Here is a 21,459-nt window from a genome sequence, read left to right on the forward strand (position 1 = left end):
TGATAAAATAATGGCAATATCTGTAGAAGAGTTAGAAAAAATACTTAAAGAATCATTTCCGAACAGTACAATGAAAATTACTGATTTAGTAGGAGATCAAGACCATTATGCCTTAGAAATATCAGATGTTCAATTTAATGGACTTTCTTTAATTAATCAACATAAATTAGTAAAAAACGTCCTGTCTGAAATATTAAATAAAAAACTACATGCAATTACCATAAAAACTATCGCAGTTCCCGAAAAATAATTACAAATATTAATATGATAATCCTTGTATAAATTCAACTTATTATTTAATTTTATGCAAACAGCTGATTATATAGTAATCCGCTATTCGGTGTGTAATTAAGAATAAGGATTTTAAAATCCTTATTCTTAATTGATGCGGGTTTTTAGAAGTTTACTTTAAATCTTAGCGTACCGGACTGGGCATGGTATTTTTTAGCTAAGTTCAGACTGTAATGCACTCCGTGCTCCATTCTACCCTTCTTAATTACTGCACCTGCCCCTAAATCATATAGCATTTTAGTAGGTTTAGGTGCCAGTACCGGTAGAGGCTCATTAAGACCGTTAAGATCTGCAACGATTGCCGGTGTTTTACCTTTGAAATCGTAATTAATAAAGGCATGAATTTGCGGTCTAATTATGAATTCATCCTTATAGTAGGTTGTCTTAATTTCACCGCCGAGTATACCTTCAACCTTGTTATATTGACGTTTCTGAATAGTTAGGTTTTGGAAAGAAGTACCGTATTCCTGATAACCGGAATCTTTAATCTTAGTAAGCCTGATTCCTGCCATCGGTGCAAATGAAGTTTCTTTCCATAGATAATTATAACCCCCAACTACTTGACCGCTATAAGAAGTTGAATTATATTTACCGTGTGCTGTTTCATAACCGCCTATAATATTACGTAGTTCATTAGTTTTAATATCACTTCGTGCATAGGTGGTTACACCTTCTATAAATAGGTTATTTATAAAGCTATATAAACCGTATATAGAGCCCATATTAGTTCCGACCTTAGTAGTATTGCCGGCTTTAACATTTTACGTAACTTCGTATCGACTCTAATAAGCAGCACCCAGAACTATATTATCGTTTATAACGGTATCAATCCCGATTGAGCCACCGGTAGATTTAGCTTTATAAAGTCCGTTAAAGGCTTTTTGTACTGCCTTACCGTAATATAGGCTAGCCCATACCCCGTAAATGGAATTATTAGCTTTACTTTCATCAAGTTCACAATCACCGCCTCCGACAGCTACACCTCTCTTACGTGATGTAGCATCTTCTGCTGTAGGATTCGTAGCATTGTTATTTTCATCTTCAAGAGCCTTAATTCTCTCCCTTACTTTTTGATTACCGATACTAGTATTATCTTGTGCAGCATTAAAGCCGTCATTCGCTTTAGCACGACTTATTCCGCTACCTGAGCTTCCACCGCTACTTGTACCTGCAGAATTATCTCGGCTACTACCTATAGCAGACATATCGCTACCGGAACTACTTCCCATGCCGTTACTATTATTAGCGGGAGAAACACCTGTTGCTTTAGGATGATAGCTATTACCGTATGGACTACTTCCGCTGTTGGTTACACCGCCTTTAGTTGTACCTCCCAAACTAGAACTGCTCCCTTGTGCTGAAGAGTTACCGCTATTAGCAGGAGCAATACCGGTTGCAGCAGGACTATTATAACCTGAGCCACCGGCACCACTCTAACCACTAGAAGCCGTTGATGGACTGTATACATCCGAACCGAAAACTGGACTATTGTAGCTTGAGCCACCTGTTGACGGACTGTTATAACCCGTAGTACCTCCAAAGCTACCGCCTCCTCCAGTTGATAACTGGTTAGCGCCTACGTTTGAGGTTGGAGTCGTTACGACCGAAGCATTCGGACCGTAAGGATTGCCTCCGACATTAGCAGGACCGTTAGGACCAAAACCACCGGTACCAACTGATGGGCTACCGCCGCCTGTACCAATATTACCTCCTGTAGTTCCTCCTGTACCAGGTCCATTAGGACCAAATCCGCCTGTGCCTGTAACCGGAGTAGTCGGAGTATTATATCCTACCGGATTGCTAGGTGTTACGTCGTAGCCGCCCGGAGTGGTAGGCGGAACATATATATTGTTAACTACACTACCGCTAGTTGGTGGCGGCTGTAGAGGGCTAAAACCTCCAACACTCGAACCGACGGAAGGACCCCATTGGGGTAATAAGCGGAGTAGTTATTCTATGTATTTCATTTGAAGGTCTTTGAATTATAGGTAATAGATGTTCAACGACTTCTCATCTTTGCCCTACAAGGGTATTTACTATAACATTACCAACAGGAGTATTTATTAAAATTTTGATGATATTATCTATTGTTACATCTCCTGTTGGTTCTATCGTTAAAAGTACAAAGGAATTACCTGTAATTTGCCATCTGACAAAACCACCTTCATTAGCGGTTACATTAAACGGTAAGCTTACAGCATTACCAACTATGATATTACCTCCTGCCGTGGTGATGATAGGATAAGCACTACCTTGCCCAATAGCAAACGGATTATTTTGTGCAGTTAAAAATACTTTAATTGAAGAAACATTTGATAAATCAAAGGTACTACCGCTTGCGAGTACTATATTACCGCTATTAGCGTTGCCTGTTTGCCCTGCATTTATAGTATCATAGAAGACATTTATAATAAGCTCACCGGTAGGAGTAGCAGAGCCTGTATAAGTAACTTTATTATTACCAAGATCGAAAGTTATATTACTTCCTGAGATATTGCCCCCGACATTTACGCTAGTATTATCACAGGTAAACATCATTATTGCTTGATCGGCAACTTATAGTATTTGCTCCTAAATCCGATGCAATAATAAAAGCGGTTTTCTTCGGTGCAAAAGTAATAGTATTAGTACCTGTTACCGCTTTTTGTAACCATACATCATCATCGAATTTATGACTACCGCCATTAATCGGTGCTTGTACAAGTGCAGCATTAATGTATTCCGCTGAAGAGTTGCTGCTGCTCCCTTTGAAGTTCTCTGAAACGATTTTTGTTTTGTAATGAAATTTTGTTGTTGCTCTTGGCACTTTAACACCGCCGACCGTGGCTGACGAAATGTCTAAACTTCTACTGTTATAACCGGTAAATACCGCTGATTTACCGGCATCAATAGTTTTAGCATAGGTATCCCCTTTTACCGTGCCTTTATTACTACTGAACTAGTTTAAGGTTTAAATTCTCACCGCCTAAATCATCGGTCAAACCATTATTAGCGTTAAATATTGCCGTACCTTGATTATTAGTCTTGGTTGTTATACTCGAGTAAAAATCTTCGCTATCGATTGTGATTTTACTGTCTACACCGTTGAACTGAACGGTTTTAAGGTGATTTGAGTCTGAACCTACCGAACCACTACCGCTAGCTCCAGTTGTTAAATCATTTGATATTGCAAGAGTATGGATTTTATTACCTGTGGTCGTAATTGATTCATTTATTATACTTGTATTATTAAGGCTTAAAGTTGCAGACTGAGCAGTAGTAAATGAAATCGAGCCTGTTTTCACGGTACCTTGAATTGTAACATCACCCCCGTCTATTTGAACTATATCGACCATTCCTTTAGTACCTATACTACCGGAATAAGTAATAGCAGTAAATTCATCAAAAATCACCGTTTAATGCATCAAGGGCATAAACGGCTGGTCCAGCATTAACCTCACCGATATTAATTTTGGCAATCTTAGCCGAGGTAAGTGATGCATCGGCAAAAACCCCGCCAGCAGCAATATTAAGCACTGCAGTATTACTCATATCAAGTCCATTTGTACCTAACGTAGCATTAGTACCAACAACGCCGACATTACCACTAACATTTATAACAGCAAGGGGATTTGCCTTTGTGCCAAGAGTTTCATTACCCAAATTACCCTGCAAAGTTAACACATTATTATTAGGTATAGTACTAGAAGTACTACTTAAATTGACGCTACCGCCTCCAGCGGCAAAACCATCGACACTATTCATAAAGGTAACTTGTTGATTTTTGCTAGTAGTTAAACCAAATACGGATTTAGTATTATTCAAATTAATATCACTTCCTAGCGTTAAAGCCTTGTTAGATACATCTATCGTAAATGCCGCGACTGCATTCCCTGCCCGATATTAATTGTGTTTACCATACCTATACTTGAATCAGTAGCCGTTAAAGTAGTACCGGTAGTATAAACGTTTAATGTTCCTGTGTTCCCGTTTTTGATTTGGCTGTTAAGTAAATAACCTGCAGGATTTGCTCCCGAAAACTCTAAAACACCGCCATTGGTAAAATCCACGTTACCGCTTTTTGTAAGCGAGTCTTGTAAATTCGCCACAGCATTGTTACCAAGTGTTAAAGAAGTAGCGGATACACTTTTTTGCAAGATAACCGTTTTATTACCCGCTGCATTAACAGTAATTGCTCCAATATTATTTATGACTCCGGTAACGTTACCGCCTCCTAAAAATACTAAATTACTGTTAGTTGCTGCACTACTTGTCACTGCTGCTAAAGTACCGGTATCATTAACGTTAACCGTACCTGCAGACCCTTTAAAATCAGTCTGTCCTGTAATAACTGTTGTGTTAATAGTTCCGGCCCCGCCAAAAGTTGCATTACCGGTAATATTGCCTGTATATGTTCCTGTTCCGACAGTAACATTACCCGTAGTATTTGTTGTAAGTTGGCCTGCTCCGACCGCAGCATTACTGGTAAAACCACCCGCAGCTGTAGCTACCACACCTGCATTATTTATGGTAAGAGTAGTTGCACTAGATGCTCCGACTATCATAACATTCCCTGCTCCGTTAAGATTCAAAGCCGCAATACCTGTTACAGGTCCAAGCGTACCTACTCCTAAAACATTAACAATGCCGTTAACACCTCCGCTACTTGTTACTGCCGCTAAATTACCGCCCGCAGCAAGGTTTATTGTACCGGCATTATTGCCTTGAACATTTAATATATTAACCGGATTTGTAGCTCCTACATTACCGATAACCGTACTATTACCGACAAAATTTAATATATTCACACCTCCTCCTAATTTATTATCTATATTACCACCGGTAGCCCCACCAACATTCTTACCATCAGCGATTGTTACTTGTGCGGCCATACCGTTAAAATCTATATCAGAAATTACATCTTGCTGAAATCGTACTAACGAGTTCTGCGTAAATTGTACTAATCCTCCCGCGCCGGTATCCAATCCACACCATACGGCGTGTCTACTCCTATATTAATAGGCTGATACTGGTTCCCTATCTGAATAGTTTGGGCAAAGATGGTTCCTGTAATTGTAGCTGGAGTGTGATTTAGAGGAGCTCCTATCCCATCGGTTAAAAATTTGTTAAGCCTTATTGTCCCTCCTGTTCCATTACCGCTACCTGCATTAAGTGCAATTTCTCGGCTACCGGAAGCCACGTGTACTCTTAATTGACCATCTACATCATTTGCTGGAACTAGGTTGAAGCTAACCACAAATTCTGCAGCATTTGGCGATTCATTACTTACGTCATAAGTAGCATTTTGGCCGCCGAACTTGATACTATGTCTATAGGTTGTATATCCATAACTTCATTAACGTAAAGACCTGCGGCTGGTGAAGTATCAGTAGCAAAATTAAGTAGCTTATTATTTGCAATATTAAAAGTTTTTGCCTTAATCCAACTTGGATGTTTAAATTAAAAGTCAGTGTCAATCTGTAATGTAAGATCTGCCTGGCCTTGAACAGAAGTTACTATACTACCTGGACCTGAGATAAAGGCGATTCTATTATCACCAGTAGGAGGAAAAAGTGATGTAACCTGAAAAATCAAAGTACTAGCTAAATCGTTAAAATTAAAGCTGTTAAAATAGTAAGTATTCCCTGGTGCTTCTCCTGGTCCTGGAGCAAAAGGAGGAACCACTGCAAGTGCTTGTGCATTTGTAACTGGCGTACCTGTTAAAGTGATGTTTATAGAGTTAGGGACATCTACAACACGCCCGACATTTTCTTTAGTAAGATCAACAGGTATAACCGGTCCAAAATATGTTATTTGGCACAGTCATTGTTGCATTATTAAAGGTATCTAAATATATAGCAGGAATTGCTGGCACATCTGCAGTAAAATTATTTACTTCGCCAAGGGTTACAAATGAACCTGGTACATATGCTCCTCCGCCAAAAGCACTACCATCAGCTACTGAGCCACCCCCTACTGTTACGATTCGGTTAGCAATACCAAGGGCACTAACTAGTGCTAGCAAGCATCAATGCCGCAATTGATGTAAACATGCTTTTTTTATTAAATTTTTTATCGTTGACTTGACATAATATCTCCTAAATTTGGGCTTAATTTTTCTAACTTATGATTTTGTTATATAAATAACATATTACTTTTAATTAAAAAACATTAATTAATACTAAAAATATCTATAAAAAATACTTATAAATAAGGTATTTTCTATATAGAAAAGTAACTTATGGTTACTTTTTCTTGTTTAAAATAAATTAAACTTTATGTACTCTTTATAGAAATGCGGTAAATCGTATATAAAACTTAAGAAATACAAGGGTAAAACCTACCTATTTTAGCTTCTTAGTGAAAACCGCAAAACTTTATTAATTTTTGTACCTCTTATGTCATTCCTGCGAAAGCAGGAATCCAGTAATCTTTAATGTCATCCCGCAACTTGATTGCGGGATCTCAGGACACAGTCTGTTATACAAGATCGGGGTCAAGTCACAGTATAACAGCAAAAAAGACTGGATTCCCGCTTCCACGGGTATGAACATAAGGGCCATACAACAAAGCCGCAGGACTAATACAATGACGCTTAGAACCTAACAAAACCACTTTTTCTAGGTAAAATCTATAAATTTTTATATAAACAAATTGATTTGCTACGAATAATAGAGTATATAGTATAGACATAATTAATTATCGGGGCGTAGCGCAGCCTGGTAGCGCATCTGGTTTGGGACCAGAGGGTCGGGAGTTCGAATCTCTCCGCCCCGACCATAAAAACATAAATTATAATGTCAAAAGACGACCTCATTCAGTTTACAGGTACAGTACTTGAACTTTTACCTAATGCTACTTTCAGAGTAAAACTTGAGAATGATCATGTAATTATTGCTCATACTTCCGGTAAGATGCGTAAAAATCGTATCAGAATATTACTAGGAGATAAAGTTATGGTAGAAATGACTCCTTATGATTTAACTAAGGGGCGTGTGATTCATCGTCACTAGTCTTTATAAGTATGAAGCAGAACAGAAAAAACCTACCGATTATATTAGCATCAAGCTCTCCTGCAAGAATTGAGTTACTAAACAGAATCAAAATTATCCCTTCACAAATTATTCCGGCAGATATAGACAAAACACCTAATTTGCGTGAATTACCCGCTCCCTTAGCCATAAGACTTGCTTACGAAAAAGCTATAAAAATTGCATCTCAAATAGAGGAATCAGCTATAATTATAGCTGCCGATACCGTAGCGGCAGTAGGTAGAAGAATATTGCCGAAAGCTACTACTTATGAAGAAGTCAAGAATTGTATTAAGATGTTATCCGGGCGTCGTCATCGTGTCTATACCGGTTTATGTATTATCAAAAAAGAGAATGATCAGCTTACAGTTAGACAAAAAATAGTTCAGACTATTGTTAAGTTCAAAAAATTAAGTGATGAAGAGATTAATTTTTATTGTTCTTTGGATGAGGGAATAGATAAAGCCGGCGGATGTAAAATTTCCGGTTATGCAGAAGCTTTTATCTCATTTATTTCCGGCTCATATTCAAATGTTATGGGATTACCTTTATTTGAAACAGTAAATGCTCTAACTTCTTTAGGTTTTAGATGTTCAAGTATCATGCCTGCAAAAATGAATTATTGTCATTCCGCGACTTGATCGCGGAATCTAGTTAAAAATACTAAAATTATTAATATAATAATTTGTTTTTCTAGACCCCGTGGTCAAGCCACGGGGTGGCATTAAATGTTTTTGGATTCCTGCGATCCACGCACATAAATTACCTAGCTACTTAATTCCCAGGCTCATCCAAATGACTTCTCTCATAATTTTCATGACGCTCTTGAGCTTCAATACATAATGCAGCAATAGGTCGTGCTTCTAATCTTTTTATACCTATTGGGTCGCCTGTTTCTTCACAGTAACCATATTCTCCATTTTTAATACGTGATAATGCTTCTTCTATTTTACTCATTAATTTACAATATCTATTTCTACTACGAAGCTCAAAAGCTCTTTCTGTTTCATGAGTAGCACAATCGTTAAGATCGGATTCTTTTAAATTTGTTTCCTTTAAATGATTTAAAGTCTCTTAAGATTCCTTTAATAAATCCTCTTTCCATCTTAAAAGTTTTTGTCTAAAATATTCTAGGTGATTAGGACACATATATTCTTCATCTTGAGAAGGTTTATATCCCATAGGTAATTTAGGTGTTTCTAGCATATTAATATCTCAATATTAACTTTAATATATTATGTTTATAAGGTTTTTAAAAGTGTTTCTAGCATATTAATATCTCAATATTAACTTTAATATATTATGTTTATAAGGTTTTTAAAAGTGTTTCTAGCATATTAATATCTCAATATTAACTTTAATATATTATGTTTATAAGATTTTTAAAATAATATATAACTTAAAATTAATGCAAGAAGATTATGAATATTAATATATTTTATTTTTTAATTGGATATGCGGTAGTATATACAGCTTCTAAATGCTTTATACTTGTTTTAGTATAGTTTTGTGTAGTAGATAGACTTTTATGACCTAATAGTTCTTGAAGAGAGCGTAAATCTGCACCATGCTCAAGCAAATGTGAAGCAAAACTATGTCTAAATGAATGAGCAGTTAAATGCTGCGGTAAACCATAAAAATGCTTTAATTTAATTAATTCACGATTAAATACCGGTGGTTGTAATTTCTTACCCTGTTTTCCTCTAAATATGGGTTCATTATCACCTAACTTATACGGCAATATTTCTAAATATTGGGTAATTAAATTTTTAGCAATCGGTAACCACGGAATTATTCTTTCTTTACTACCTTTACCTATTATTCTTATAAATTCTAGATTTTGTAGATGAAGTTTCGTAATTGATAATGCTTCCGATATACGTAGACCTGAAGCATATATAAGGACAAGTAGGGCTTTATTTCTAAGTTCTACCCACTTAACATTCCCGTATTCTTCAATATGTTCAAGTGATATTACTACATCATCTTCCGATAAAGCTTTTGGTAACAATTTAGTCTTTTTAGGAGATTTTATAGAAAAAATTATATGACTATTTAATTGTGTTGTTTTCTCTAAAAACCTATAAAAATTTTTTACTGCAGATAAACCACGTGAAATTGAAGAAGCGGTAAAATTATCACAGTTACGTTTTGCAAGCCAACTTCGGATTAATCTGATATCTGCGGTTTTAATATGATTTATCGTTACAAGCTCTGAATTATAATAATTCATAAACTCAAGAAAATGCTTAAGGTCATTATTATAAGAAATTACTGTATGATTAGAGTAATTTCTTTGCAAAACGAGGTATTTTTGCCACTTATTTATTAATGTTTGAATTGATGTATCTAACATTTATAAAAACTTAACTATTTTTAATATTATTCTTAATGCTAACAATTATTGACTCATAATTTTATAAATGTGAGCATGAATTGAGGGTTTATGTTTACATATACGTAACCTATAAAACACAAAAAATTTTTTAGGATAATGAATAATGTGAAATAATACACAATTTTTAGATTTAATGAAATCCTATATGAATCCAGAATTTTATATGAGTTCTATGAAAAATATCCCTAGTGTAGATCTTGCATCTATCACAAATACAATGCAAAGAGCTATGAATATTCTTTTAATAACTAACCAAATTGCTACAGAAAGCATGCAATCTTTGCTTAAGAAAAATTCCGAAATTATACAAAATAATGTTAATACTATTTTGAATACTACTAAAGAAGCAGCAACTTCTAAAGATTTCAAACAAGCTAGTGAATGTCATCAAAAATGTTTAAAATCTATTTATATCTTTTAGCTACTAGATTCCTGCTTTCGCAAGAATGACATAGTGGGAATCTCCTCTCAGTTGCTCGCCTTTCTGTTTAACCAATTTTGTAAATAAGATTCTGCTAGCTCCTGATCTTCTATAATAATTACATTTTCAGCATTACGTTTATCGGCAGCAGCCGTGAAATTAAACGAACCGGTTATTACTTTCTTTTTATCAATAATTATAACTTTATTATGAGCGATTCCCGGTACTTTATCTATATCTACATCAATTTTTGCTCGTTGTAATTCATGTAATTTAGAAAATTTTTGCTTTAAATTACTACGATCAAGCAATATTCTAACCTTTACTCCTCGCGCTTGTGCATTAATAAGTGCAGTAGTAATTAACGCATCGCTCATACCGTATGCCTGCATATAAATAGATTCTTCAGCTTTATCTATCTGATTGGCTATAAACTTAGTACAACCGGCAGGCGGAGTAAAACATGTACTAACTTTACTTCTTGAAAGCTCTGAAATATTGTAATGCTTTATTTGCAGAGCAGATAAAGCTAATGATTTTTGACTTATTAGATTAGTAAAATAATCCGGATTCTGTCCATAAAGACCTAAAGCAATTCCCAAAATAAAGGCAATAGATATTTCTATAAATTTATTATTTTTTCTCTTCATGACTTATCTCTTCATGACTTATTTATATTTTAGGCATTACATAGATCGGCTTTTCCGTCATTGCGAGGAAAATTACAAAGTAATTGACGAAGCAAAATCTCATGAGATTGCCATGCAGCCTATGGCTGCTCGCAATGACGATTTAGTATCCCCACAAACAACACCTACTTCCTTACGTAACTCTGGAGCTTCTTCAATAACCTCTAGATTCTGATAATCTAAAGAATCTACTAGCTTATTATCATTATTTTTTATAAGCCAATTAAGCCAATAATTCCACCATGAGCCTTTATATTCCGTAGCTTTCATAAGCCACTCATGACTACTTAAACTTAAGTCGTCATTAAACCGATAATTATATTTAGCACTAGCGGGAGGATTAACTACAATTGCTACATGCCCTGAACCCGTGAGACAAAAAATCTTATGTCCGTTTAATAATTTTACTCCATCATATATTGAACGCCATGGAGCTATATGATCTTCTTTTGCGGCTACGAAAAAAGAGTTACAATTAACTTTTCCAAGATCTATTTTTGTTCAGAGTACCTCTAAATTATTAGACTCTTTTAGCAAGTTATTGCAATATGTATTTTGTAAATATTCCTCATACATTTTTGCCAGCAAATTAGTAGAATCCGCATTCCAATATAGCAAATCAAAAGGCATCGGTTTTTTACCGAGTAAGTAATTATTGACAAAAAACGTCCAAATTAAATCATTAGCCCTACGTGAGGATCAAAAAATATGAAACAACGACGCCAATTTTTCAAATTAAACGAGTATACCTTATATCTTTAAACTATTCCACATACTATTAACCTTGTCGATAACTTCCTGACTCATTTCTATTTTTTTACCCCATTTTCTATTTGTCTCAGGGTATATTTTATCGGTTGCATCTATTCCCATTTTACTACCAAGGCCTGACTCAGGAGATGCAAAATCCAAATAATCTATCGGGGAATTATCTATAAAGCTCGTATCACGCCTTGGGTCGCTTCTTGTTGCTATTGCCCAAATTACTTCTTGCCAATTACGAACATCAATATCATCATCTACAACTATAATAAACTTACTATACATAAAGTGCCGTAAGTAAGACCAAATCCCAAGCATTATTCTTTTAGCATGACCGGGATAGGATTTTTTAATCGATACTACCGCAACTCTATATGAACAACCTTCAGGTGGAAGCCAAAAATCGACTATTTCCGGAAATTGTTGCTGTAATATAGGAATAAAAATTTCATTTAATGCTTCACCTAAGATTGATGGCTCATCAGGCGGTTCTCCTGTATAGGTGCTTAAATATACTGGATTTTTCTTCATCGTTATTGCGGTAACCGTAAATACAGGAAATTCCTCAACATCATTATAATATCCGGTGTGATCCCCAAAAGGACCTTCAGGCAAATACTCCTCTAAACTTACATAGCCTTCCAGAACTATTTCACTATGTGCAGGTACTTTGAGGTCAATAGTTTTGCATTGTACCAACTCTACTTTTTTATTACCGAGTAAACCAGCAAAATTATACTCCGAGATATTCTCAGGTATCGGCATAACTGCTGCCAAAGTTACCGCTGGATTTGCCCCGATAACGATAGCAGTAGGAAAAGGTTCTTTTTTTGCTTCTTTCCAACGTTTATGATGCTCTGCTCCCCCCCGTAACTTTAACCAACGCATCAATAGCTTATTTTCTGAAATAACCTGCATTCTATATATGCCAAGGTTGTAATTATCGATTTTATCTTTTGTTGGACCTTTAGTAAATACTATACCCCAAGTAATTAAAGGCGCAATATCATCCGGCCAACATCTTTGGATCGGCAATATATTAATATTCGGTTTGTCAATGACGATTTCATGACAAGCTGCTTTTGATACGGTTTTAGGAGACATAGCAAATATACGCTTAGCAAGCGGTAACATTGACAATGTTTCTTTAAAAGATGCGGGTGGTTGCGGCTGTTTAAGGAATGCTAGTAAAACGCCAAGTTCTCTTAATTCTTTGGGTGACTTAAGTTTAAGCCCCATACAAATACGATTTATACTAGCATAAAGATTAGTTAGAACAGGTATGTCGGACTTAATGCCGTCGACTTTTATAACATTTTCAAAAAGTAATGCAGGTCCGCCTTGTGCTAATACTCTTCTACTAATTTCAGTAATTTCTAAGTCAGTTTTAACCTCAAGAGCAATACGCTTTAACTCACCGTTTTTTTCTAAAAATTTTAAAAACTCCGATAAATCTTTAAAGCTCATAGTTTTTTTTTGTTTATAATGTGCGGCTTATTTTATCGTCATTGCGAGCAGCCATAGGCTGCGTGGCAATCTCATTAAATATCCTGAGATTGCTTCGTCAATTACTTCGTAATTTCCTCGCAATGACGATACGGTATGACCTGATGGATTTCGCTACTTACTAAAATTAGCTTTTACCTGCATATCATTCTGAATAATTGTGTAGTTAATTAGCTGGTCAATTACAGAATTTTTAATATTATATATTATATTTTTTTCTGAATTGACATGAATATTTTTAGCTGTTAATTCATCGATACTGCTAGATTTAATATGTGCAAAATATACTTCATCACCTACTTGAAATACAGGCGTATTACTTCCTATTGTAGTATTAAAAATTGATAATAATATTTCAGGAGTTAGTGTTAGATCATTTTCCATTTCGGATCTAATATAGCTTTTTTTGCTTATTTTTATTCCGGTAGCTTTAAGCTCTTTTATGTTCTCTTGATCTGAATTATATTCCTTTGCTAAATCCTTGATAATTTTTAAGTTTATATCTGCAATATTCCGCTTTATCCAAGCTTTATTTACCTGCTCTTTAATAGCATCAAATTCAGGTATTTTTGCCGGCCGAATAGATTTTAATTCTACCAATATAAGATAGCTTTTATCCTCTGTTTCTATAGGATAAGATAATTCACCTTCCGAAAGCTCAAAAATACTATCGGCACTTTCAGCAATTATTTTATCTTCAATAAGCTCTGCATAACTGATATAGTTAACGTTTTGTATCGGTAGCTTATATTTTTCGGCAATTTCAACTAAGCTAGAACCGGCTGCCGTCTCATCTTCCAGCTTTTTAGCAAACTCCATATTAAGTATGTCGATTTTTTGAGCCTTTAATAAATCATGTAATTGTTTTTGTACCGCTTCAAAACTTTGATCACCGAATTCATCTTTATTTTCATTATAAAATTCTAACAACTCATCTTGAGTAACTGAGACTTTTAAATCCTTAATATTAGCTTTAATATAAGAAAAGCTGCGTTTCTCAGGTACCTCAAACGCGGTTTTATTATCTTGGTAAAAATCCTTTAATTGCTGACCGGTAGGAGTAGGGATTTGTAAATCTTTCGGTTTATTTTGTAAATCTATTTGTATTAATTCTACTTCTCTTTTTTCAGCCATATAATCTACTATATTGTCAGTCATAGCTTTAGGAACATAGAAACTTTCTATAAAAGTACCAACAAAAATATTTTTTAGAGCTTTTTCTTTGAAGTTTAATAAATATTTTTCTTCATCCATATAAGAATTTCTAAAATAAGTTTTAAAAATTTTTATATTGAAAACACCTTGCTCATTTTTAAAAACCGGTGATTCTTTAACTAAAATTTTAACTGTATCATCACTTAGATCTAAGTCATAATAACTCACTAAATAACCTAAGACATTATCGTAAACAAGCCTTTTTAGGATTCGGTTATCAATATTTAACTGTGCTATTTCTTCATCCGTTAAACTTGTTCCCGTTTGCTTACTTATAGCATTAATTTCTAAAGATTTTGCTCTCAAAAAATCTTCCTGGGAGATATTTTTCACATGAGAAAAAGTAACAATATCGCCGCTTCTTCTTCCATTTAATACATCTTTAATACCAAAGCCGACAAAAGCAAAAGCTATCATTGCGAATAAAACCCGCATTATAAAACTATCGGCAGTTTTTCTAATATTATCTAACATAATTTTTTATTTAAGTTTTTATCTTCATTGCAAGGAAATTACGAAGTAAGTGACGAAGCAATCTCAGGATATTTGACGAGATTACCACGTTGCTTCGCTCCTCGCAATGACGCTTCTCAAAACTACATTATAAAGCAAAAAAGCCTATATAGTCAAACTATATAGGCTTTTTTTATGATTATAGAACGGTTAATTAAAAATTAACACGAACTTTTACACTACCTTGCTGAGCGAAATACTTACTTCCGATATTGGTATCGTAGTTAATCCCGTATTCCATCATTTTATGCTTAGCAGTAACACCGACACCGACATCAAAACTTGTTTTGCTTTGCTTAAAGCTGTTGGTTGGAAGAGGAGCAGTCATACCTTGTAATCTTGCATCAATCGCCGAAACTTTATTCTTGAATGCATAATCGACCATTGCGTAAAGCTCAGGTGTTAGCACTATTTCATTGACATTGATATTACTTGATACTTTAGCACCGAGTAAACCGTCGAAAGTATTATAGTTCTTGCCTTTAACGGTAAGATTTTGGTAAGTAGTACCGGTTTCCTTATAGCCCTTATCTTTGATAGTCGAATATCTAAGCCCAGCTAACGGTGTTAAGTTAATGTTCTCAGGCATCATATAGGTATAACCAGCCATTAACTGACCTGTATAGCTTTCGGATTTATACTTACCGTTTGCAGTTTGATAACCGACATTCTCTAGTGTCGTTGCAATAACACGTCTTGATTTGCTTCTTATCTTATTATCTGAGTAAGATGCTATAGCTTCAACGAAGAGATTTTCATAAGGTACACTATATAAACCGTATAAAGAATAGATGTTGCTCTCTACCTTATTCTTATCGCCCGTTTTATTATTTTTTAGCTTAATGTCAGTATCGGCTCTTGTATATGCAAGTCCGAGTGCTAGATCATCGCTAACGAAGCCGTCAAAACCTATAGTGCCACCAGTTGTATCAGACTTATAACCACTTATACTGTTACACATCTTCTGCGTTGCATTACCGACAAACGAGCTTATCCACGCACCAAACTTAGCATCCATATCTTCATCACCAGAAGAAACAGGACCTTTATTCCCTGCTTGTACTTTATCCATTCTAGCATTTAGAGCAGTTATATTACTTGATATATTACTCGCTACAACTTGATTATTAACGGCAGCTATAGTGTCGCTAGGTTTTACAACATCTTGCATGAGATGAGTTGTAGCATCTGCTTCCTGTAGCGGTGTCATTAGACCAAAGTTATTGAAAGCTTGACGTGCATCTGAACCATTGGGAGCATCCGCCATTAACTCAAGCGATTTCTTTATATTTGCAGCATTTGGGATATTTGCAAGCGGTCCACCCGGTGCAAAATCTTCATCTATAACATCTGCAGCTATATCCTCTGCAAATAACGTTAAAGTCGATGCATCAAAAGTAAAGTCAACAAAACGGTTGTCATTATTAATAGTTATTTTAACATTCTCTTTAGGAGTAGGCTTTAAACCACCTGCTGTTTCTGCAGATATTACCGTATATTTTGTATCTGGGCTTATATTATTCATGTCGAAATTAGTAGCAGTAACAACAAGTGCTAAAGTTGAAACCCCTGATAAATCAAGAGTACTACCTGATTTAATTAAGATATTACCACCTGACTTAGCTGCTCCGTCAAAAGTAGTATTTAAGGTTAGCGTATCGGTAAAGCTACCGGTGCCAGTATATGTTACTTGATTTGCACCTAAAGTAAGTGTAGTACCGCTACCTGTTATATTACTATTAAAGGCTAGGCTATTGCCGAAATTAATAGTAGCACTGTTAGCTACAAAGCTGGTAGCCGTTACATTTTTAGCAAAACTAGTGATAGAACCTTTGGCTAAAGTAACCGCACCTGTATTAGTGAATGTATGGGCAAAACTTGTAGTACCGCCAAGTGTCGCCGTACCTTTTGCGTTAACACTGCTTGCAAAACTTGTAGCACCTGCCGTTGTGATATCACCAACCGAATTAGCCGCAGTTCCTACAACACCGCTAACACTACCGCCATTCATGAAGTTTAGCTTCAGAGCCTGACCACCGGTTTTATTTATGCTGCCTGTTAAGTTAAAGTGTGCAGGTAATGTTAAAGTATTTGTGCCTGTACCTTGGATTTCGCCGATTTTAACGTTACCGCCTTTGGCAATAGTTACATTTCCTGCACCTACTTTTAACATAGCAATCCCGTTTACTCTATTAAGATTACTTGCACCTAAAACTATTAACGTACCGTTATTAGTACCACCGGTATTTTGGACTGTTCCCGCAACATTTACATTGTTATTTAATGTTACCGTACCGTTTTTTGCATTAAAATCTAAGGAACCGCCAATATTACCGGTTTGAGTTAATTGAACAGCATCATTAAATAAAACTACATTTGCCGTAGTAGCTCCAAGTTCTAATTGACCTGTAATATTAAGCTCTATATTTGTTGTATTAAAAGTGGTACCTGCCGCGCCACAATCTCCCGCTCCTTTGAAAACTATAGTTTGTAACTTATGAGCTCCACCAAACGTCTTGCCTCCAGCTATCGTTAATTTTTTTCCTGCAGTTACAGAATTTAATATTACTATACCCTCATCGTCATTATCAGGGTCTATATTCGCACCTAGTGTGATCGTACGGTCGTTTCCTGAACTATTTTGTAATATTAATTGAGCATCCGCATGTGCAAATTGAATATTTCCTGCCGGTATATTTAAATTACCATTATTTGCATCAATCGTATAAGTAGCATCGTTTATTTGTATAGCACCAGCATTAAATGCTGTACTACTAGTAAAATCTGCATTATTGTTAATAAGCACGTTCTGTATACCTTCTAAATTTACATCGTCAGTTATTGTAACGGCATTATAAATAAGTAAAGTGTTAAATTTATTACCGCCTCCATCACCGATATTTCTAGCGGTACCTGCTACATTACTCCCAATATTCAGGCCATTAACCCCACCATTAAAGACTACCGTACCTTCATCAGCACCGGGAGCTACTAAATCAGCTGCTAATAATATATTATTTACTCCGACTCCGGTTAAGTTAGAAAGTACTAAAGCAGAATCTAGAGCTCTAAAATGAATATCTTGAGCATTTAATATAGTAACATCACCAGCACTTGCATCAATTGCAAAAAGATTACCGGCTCCAATATTGATTTCTGCAACTGTTCCTATAGTTAAATGATATGCCGTAAGTAACTTTGTATTAACATTTAATATAGCATTATTGCCGTTTGCTATAGCTCCTTTAAAATAATAAGGGATTGCGTTACCACCACCATCAAGAGGTCCGTTAAACTCTAAAGTACTCCTGGCTCCAAAATCTATATTATTCGCATCTAGACTTCCTCCAGCTTGTAATGTTATACCTGCTCCTACATTCACTGTTGCTAATGCATTTGTATTACCTATATTGCCAGTTACTGTACTATTACCGGTAAACGTTACTATACCATTATTTGCATTACCGGTATTATCTATCGCTCCGGTCACCACTACAGGATTCGTAAATGTCACTGCTGACGCATTATCCGTTAAGTTTATTGTATTCGATTTTACCACTCCGCCTTGTACTTGTAGCAAACCTGCTCCTACATTCACTGTTGCTAATGCATTTGTATTACCTATATTCCCAGTTACTGTACTATTACCGGTAAACGTTACTATACCATTATTTGCATTACCGGTATTATCTATCGCTCCGGTTACCACTACAGGATTCGTAAATGTCACTGCTGACGCATTATCCGTTAAGTTTATTGTATTCGATTTTACCACTCCGCCTTGTACTTGTAGCAAACCTGCTCCTACATTCACTGTTGCTAATGCATTTGTATTACCTATATTCCCAGTTACTGTACTATTACCGGTAAACGTCGCTATACCATTATTTGCATTACCGGTATTATCTATCGCTCCGGTTACCACTACAGGATTCGTAAATGTCACTGCTGACGCATTATCCGTTAAGTTTATTGTATTCGATTTTACCACTCCGCCTTGTACTTGTAGCAAACCTGCTCCTACATTCACTGTTGCTAATGCATTTGTATTACCTATATTGCCAGTTACTGTACTATCACCGGTAAACGTTACTATACCATTATTTGCATTACCGGTATTATCTATCGCTCCGGTCACCACTACAGGATTCGTAAATGTCACTGCTGACGCATTATCCGTTAAGTTTATTGTATTCGATTTTACCACTCCGCCTTGTACTTGTAGCAAACCTGCTCCTACATTCACTGTTGCTAATGCATTTGTATTACCTATATTCCCAGTTACTGTACTATTACCGGTAAACGTTACTATACCATTATTTGCATTACCGGTATTATCTATCGCTCCGGTTACCACTACAGGATTCGTAAATGTCACTGCTGACGCATTATCCGTTAAGTTTATTGTATTCGATTTTACCACTCCGCCTTGTACTTGTAGCAAACCAGTTATTGCGTTTAATGAATTTGTATTACCTATATTCCCGGTTACTTGACTTAATGCACCATTTAAATTTAAGACACCTACATTATCAACGCCTGTGGTGTTATCAATCGCACCTGTTAATACTGCATTTGCATTTGTAAGGGTTAATACCGACGCAGCATTCGTTAATTTAGTTGTAGTAGCTTTAATAACCGCTCCCTCTAACGTGGCTATACCTGCTCCTACATTCACTGTTGCTAATGCATTTGTATTACCTATATTGCCAGTTACTGTACTATCACCGGTAAACGTTACTATACCATTATTTGCATTACCGGTATTATCTATCGCTCCGGTTACCACTACAGGATTCGTAAATGTCACTGCTGACGCAGCATCTGTTAACTTAGTCGTAGTAGCTTTAATAACCGCTCCCCCTAACGTGGCTTTACCTGCTCCTACACTTATCGTGGCTAATGAATTTGTATTACCTATATTCCCGGTTACTTGACTTAATGCACCATTTAAATTTAAGACACCTACATTATCAACGCCTGTGGTGTTATCAATCGCACCTGTTAATACTGCATTTGCATTTGTAAGGGTTAATACCGACGCAGCATTCGTTAATTTAGTCGTAGTAGCTTTAATAACCGCTCCCTCTAACGTGGCTATACCTGCTCCTACATTCACTGTTGCTAATGCATTTGTATTACCTATATTGCCAGTTACTGTACTATTACCGGTAAACGTTACTATACCATTATTTGCATTACCGGTATTATCTATCGCTCCGGTCACCACTACAGGATTCGTAAATGTCACTGCTGACGCATTATCCGTTAAGTTTATTGTATTCGATTTTACCACTCCGCCTTGTACTTGTAGCAAACCTGCTCCTACATTCACTGTTGCTAATGCATTTGTATTACCTATATTCCCAGTTACTGTACTATTACCGGTAAACGTCGCTATACCATTATTTGCATTACCGGTATTATCTATCGCTCCGGTTACCACTACAGGATTCGTAAATGTCACTGCTGACGCATTATCCGTTAAGTTTATTGTATTCGATTTTACCACTCCGCCTTGTACTTGTAGCAAACCTGCTCCTACATTCACTATTGCTAATGCATTTGTATTACCTATATTGCCAGTTACTGTACTATTACCGGTAAACGTCGCTATACCATTATTTGCATTACCGGTATTATCTATCGCTCCGGTTACCACTACAGGATTCGTAAATGTCACTGCTGACGCATTATCCGTTAAGTTTATTGTATTCGATTTTACCACTCCGCCTTGTACTTGTAGCAAACCTGCTCCTACATTCACTGTTGCTAATGCATTTGTATTACCTATATTCCCAGTTACTTGACTTAATGCACCATTTAAATTTAAGACACCTACATTATCAACGCCTGTGGTGTTATCAATCGCACCTGTTAATACTGCATTTGCATTTGTAAGGGTTAATACCGATGCAGCATTCGTTAATTTAGTCGTAGTAGCTTTAATAACCGCTCCCCCTAACGTGGCTTTACCTGCTCCTACATTCACTGTTGCTAATGCATTTGTATTACCTATTGTTCCGTTAATGGCAGCATCTGTCTTGACAGTTATTATACCTCCTCCATTTATATTTCCTGCAAGTGTTATCTTTGCCGGGGCTGCAGATTGTATAATTAGTGCAGCATTCGCTCCCCCTAAAGCTATATTTCCTAAACCTGTATAATTATCGGCAGGAGAATCAAAACCATGATTTGCAGCAACAGCATTATTACCGTTTAAAGTTAAGCTTTTGCCGGCATTAATAGTAACAGGCAACAAGTTACCTCTCGTTATAATCGAACCAACGACGGTATTTTGAGCAATATTTAGACCTACGGGAGTAGTACCCGCAACATTTATAGCCGTAATAATACGATCGGCTGCATCTGCAGTGATAGTATAATCACCACCGTAAGTAAATGCCCAATTGTTTTGAGGACTGCCAGCAGGAGTACCATTAGCTACCCCTCCAGCCGTTATCTCATTCCAATTATTATTGCCAACATTATCACTAAATGCTGCATTATTATTAGTAGCAATAACACCTGCAGCAACACCGAGTGCCCCGCTACTACTCAGCATTATCGCTGCGGTTGAGGTGGTGAATAAAGCGGCTTTAAGACCTTGTTGTATTGCTTTTTGAAATAATTTTGGAGAAATATTCGCCATAT

Annotated in this window: 19 protein-coding genes, 1 tRNA gene and 2 pseudogenes; 6 read left to right on the plus strand and 16 right to left on the minus strand. The window is 36.1% G+C overall.

What is annotated here, in order from left to right; genetic code table 11:
• Positions 1 to 10 precede the first annotated feature (10 nt).
• The gene (locus tag RSL_RS06390) at positions 11 to 250 is read left to right on the plus strand and encodes a BolA/IbaG family iron-sulfur metabolism protein (protein WP_004997285.1); all 240 of its coding nucleotides are present in this window, start codon (positions 11 to 13) and stop codon (positions 248 to 250) included.
• A gap of 145 nt (positions 251 to 395) precedes the next feature.
• Here RSL_RS06390 and RSL_RS06395 read toward each other — a convergent pair.
• Positions 396 to 1,034 (minus strand): annotated as a pseudogene (locus RSL_RS06395) (autotransporter outer membrane beta-barrel domain-containing protein); the annotation flags it as partial.
• A gap of 39 nt (positions 1,035 to 1,073) precedes the next feature.
• Positions 1,074 to 1,628: a hypothetical protein gene (locus RSL_RS06400; protein ID WP_041472124.1), complete on the minus strand. Its 555-nt coding sequence runs from the start codon at positions 1,626 to 1,628 to the stop codon at positions 1,074 to 1,076.
• Between the two features lie 289 nt (positions 1,629 to 1,917).
• On the opposite strand from RSL_RS06400, the gene RSL_RS06410 reads away from it, so the two are divergent.
• A complete protein-coding gene (locus tag RSL_RS06410; RefSeq protein ID WP_014419955.1) occupies positions 1,918 to 2,109 on the plus strand; it encodes a hypothetical protein in 192 nt (63 codons plus the stop codon).
• 192 nt (positions 2,110 to 2,301) lie between these two features.
• Here the strand turns inward: RSL_RS06410 and RSL_RS06415 are convergent, their stop codons facing one another.
• The 7 genes from RSL_RS06415 to RSL_RS06450 form a co-directional block, all read right to left on the minus strand.
• Positions 2,302 to 2,826 carry a hypothetical protein gene (locus RSL_RS06415; protein ID WP_187145813.1) on the minus strand — a complete coding sequence of 175 codons (525 nt, stop codon included), beginning with the start codon at positions 2,824 to 2,826 and terminating at the stop codon, positions 2,302 to 2,304.
• Positions 2,813 to 3,097 carry a hypothetical protein gene (locus RSL_RS06420; RefSeq protein ID WP_041472126.1) on the minus strand — a complete coding sequence of 95 codons (285 nt, stop codon included), beginning with the start codon at positions 3,095 to 3,097 and terminating at the stop codon, positions 2,813 to 2,815. Before RSL_RS06420 ends, RSL_RS06415 begins: the two co-directional genes overlap by 14 nt.
• Positions 3,098 to 3,221: 124 nt before the next feature.
• A complete protein-coding gene (locus RSL_RS10290) occupies positions 3,222 to 3,683 on the minus strand; it encodes a hypothetical protein (RefSeq protein ID WP_014419956.1) in 462 nt (153 codons plus the stop codon).
• A complete protein-coding gene (locus tag RSL_RS09020) occupies positions 3,673 to 4,095 on the minus strand; it encodes a hypothetical protein (RefSeq protein WP_231287699.1) in 423 nt (140 codons plus the stop codon). The genes RSL_RS10290 and RSL_RS09020 overlap by 11 nt, the downstream gene beginning before the upstream one ends.
• A 41-nt stretch (positions 4,096 to 4,136) precedes the next feature.
• Complete coding sequence (locus RSL_RS10295) at positions 4,137 to 5,255, minus strand: hypothetical protein (protein ID WP_231287701.1); 1,119 nt, start codon at positions 5,253 to 5,255, stop codon at positions 4,137 to 4,139.
• Entirely contained in the window at positions 5,231 to 5,470 is a 240-nt protein-coding gene (locus RSL_RS06440) for a hypothetical protein (RefSeq protein WP_231287704.1), read from the minus strand. The genes RSL_RS10295 and RSL_RS06440 overlap by 25 nt, the downstream gene beginning before the upstream one ends.
• 582 nt (positions 5,471 to 6,052) lie before the next feature.
• Positions 6,053 to 6,295: a hypothetical protein gene (locus tag RSL_RS06450; protein WP_014419959.1), complete on the minus strand. Its 243-nt coding sequence runs from the start codon at positions 6,293 to 6,295 to the stop codon at positions 6,053 to 6,055.
• Positions 6,296 to 6,973: 678 nt separating this feature from the next.
• Here RSL_RS06450 and RSL_RS06455 point away from each other — a divergent pair.
• The 3 genes from RSL_RS06455 (at position 6,974) to RSL_RS06465 (ending at position 7,942) form a co-directional block, all read left to right on the plus strand.
• Positions 6,974 to 7,050 (plus strand) — tRNA-Pro (locus RSL_RS06455).
• Between the two features lie 17 nt (positions 7,051 to 7,067).
• A complete protein-coding gene (gene infA / locus RSL_RS06460; protein ID WP_014273828.1) occupies positions 7,068 to 7,283 on the plus strand; it encodes a translation initiation factor IF-1 in 216 nt (71 codons plus the stop codon).
• 11 nt (positions 7,284 to 7,294) lie between these two features.
• The gene (locus tag RSL_RS06465) at positions 7,295 to 7,942 is read left to right on the plus strand and encodes a Maf family protein (protein WP_014273829.1); all 648 of its coding nucleotides are present in this window, start codon (positions 7,295 to 7,297) and stop codon (positions 7,940 to 7,942) included.
• Positions 7,943 to 8,075: 133 nt separating this feature from the next.
• Here RSL_RS06465 and dksA read toward each other — a convergent pair.
• Positions 8,076 to 8,507: pseudogene (dksA, locus tag RSL_RS06470) on the minus strand (RNA polymerase-binding protein DksA).
• A 232-nt stretch (positions 8,508 to 8,739) separates the two neighbouring features.
• Positions 8,740 to 9,657, minus strand: a complete 918-nt coding sequence (locus RSL_RS06475; RefSeq protein WP_014419961.1) for a tyrosine recombinase XerC — start codon at positions 9,655 to 9,657, stop codon at positions 8,740 to 8,742.
• Between the two features lie 187 nt (positions 9,658 to 9,844).
• Here RSL_RS06475 and RSL_RS06480 point away from each other — a divergent pair, with 187 nt between their 5' ends.
• Complete coding sequence (locus RSL_RS06480) at positions 9,845 to 10,120, plus strand: phasin family protein (protein WP_014411110.1); 276 nt, start codon at positions 9,845 to 9,847, stop codon at positions 10,118 to 10,120.
• 47 nt (positions 10,121 to 10,167) lie between these two features.
• Here the strand turns inward: RSL_RS06480 and pld are convergent, their stop codons facing one another.
• The 5 genes from pld to RSL_RS06510 all read right to left on the minus strand — a co-directional run bounded on the left by pld (position 10,168) and on the right by RSL_RS06510 (position 21,457).
• Positions 10,168 to 10,770: a phospholipase D gene (gene pld, locus RSL_RS06485; RefSeq protein ID WP_010977832.1), complete on the minus strand. Its 603-nt coding sequence runs from the start codon at positions 10,768 to 10,770 to the stop codon at positions 10,168 to 10,170.
• 99 nt (positions 10,771 to 10,869) lie between these two features.
• Positions 10,870 to 11,079 (minus strand): hypothetical protein, encoded by a 210-nt coding sequence (locus tag RSL_RS06490; protein ID WP_014419963.1) that lies wholly within the window; start codon positions 11,077 to 11,079, stop codon positions 10,870 to 10,872.
• Positions 11,080 to 11,559: 480 nt separating this feature from the next.
• Entirely contained in the window at positions 11,560 to 13,038 is a 1,479-nt protein-coding gene (locus RSL_RS06500; RefSeq protein WP_014273831.1) for a UbiD family decarboxylase, read from the minus strand.
• A 153-nt stretch (positions 13,039 to 13,191) separates the two neighbouring features.
• Positions 13,192 to 14,766 carry a SurA N-terminal domain-containing protein gene (locus RSL_RS06505; RefSeq protein WP_014273832.1) on the minus strand — a complete coding sequence of 525 codons (1,575 nt, stop codon included), beginning with the start codon at positions 14,764 to 14,766 and terminating at the stop codon, positions 13,192 to 13,194.
• A 193-nt stretch (positions 14,767 to 14,959) separates the two neighbouring features.
• Positions 14,960 to 21,457 carry an autotransporter outer membrane beta-barrel domain-containing protein gene (locus tag RSL_RS06510; protein ID WP_014273834.1) on the minus strand — a complete coding sequence of 2,166 codons (6,498 nt, stop codon included), beginning with the start codon at positions 21,455 to 21,457 and terminating at the stop codon, positions 14,960 to 14,962.
• Between the last annotated feature and the right edge of the window lie 2 nt (positions 21,458 to 21,459).

It is taken from the genome of Rickettsia slovaca 13-B (genome assembly GCF_000237845.1).
GTDB classification, from domain to species: domain Bacteria; phylum Pseudomonadota; class Alphaproteobacteria; order Rickettsiales; family Rickettsiaceae; genus Rickettsia; species Rickettsia rickettsii.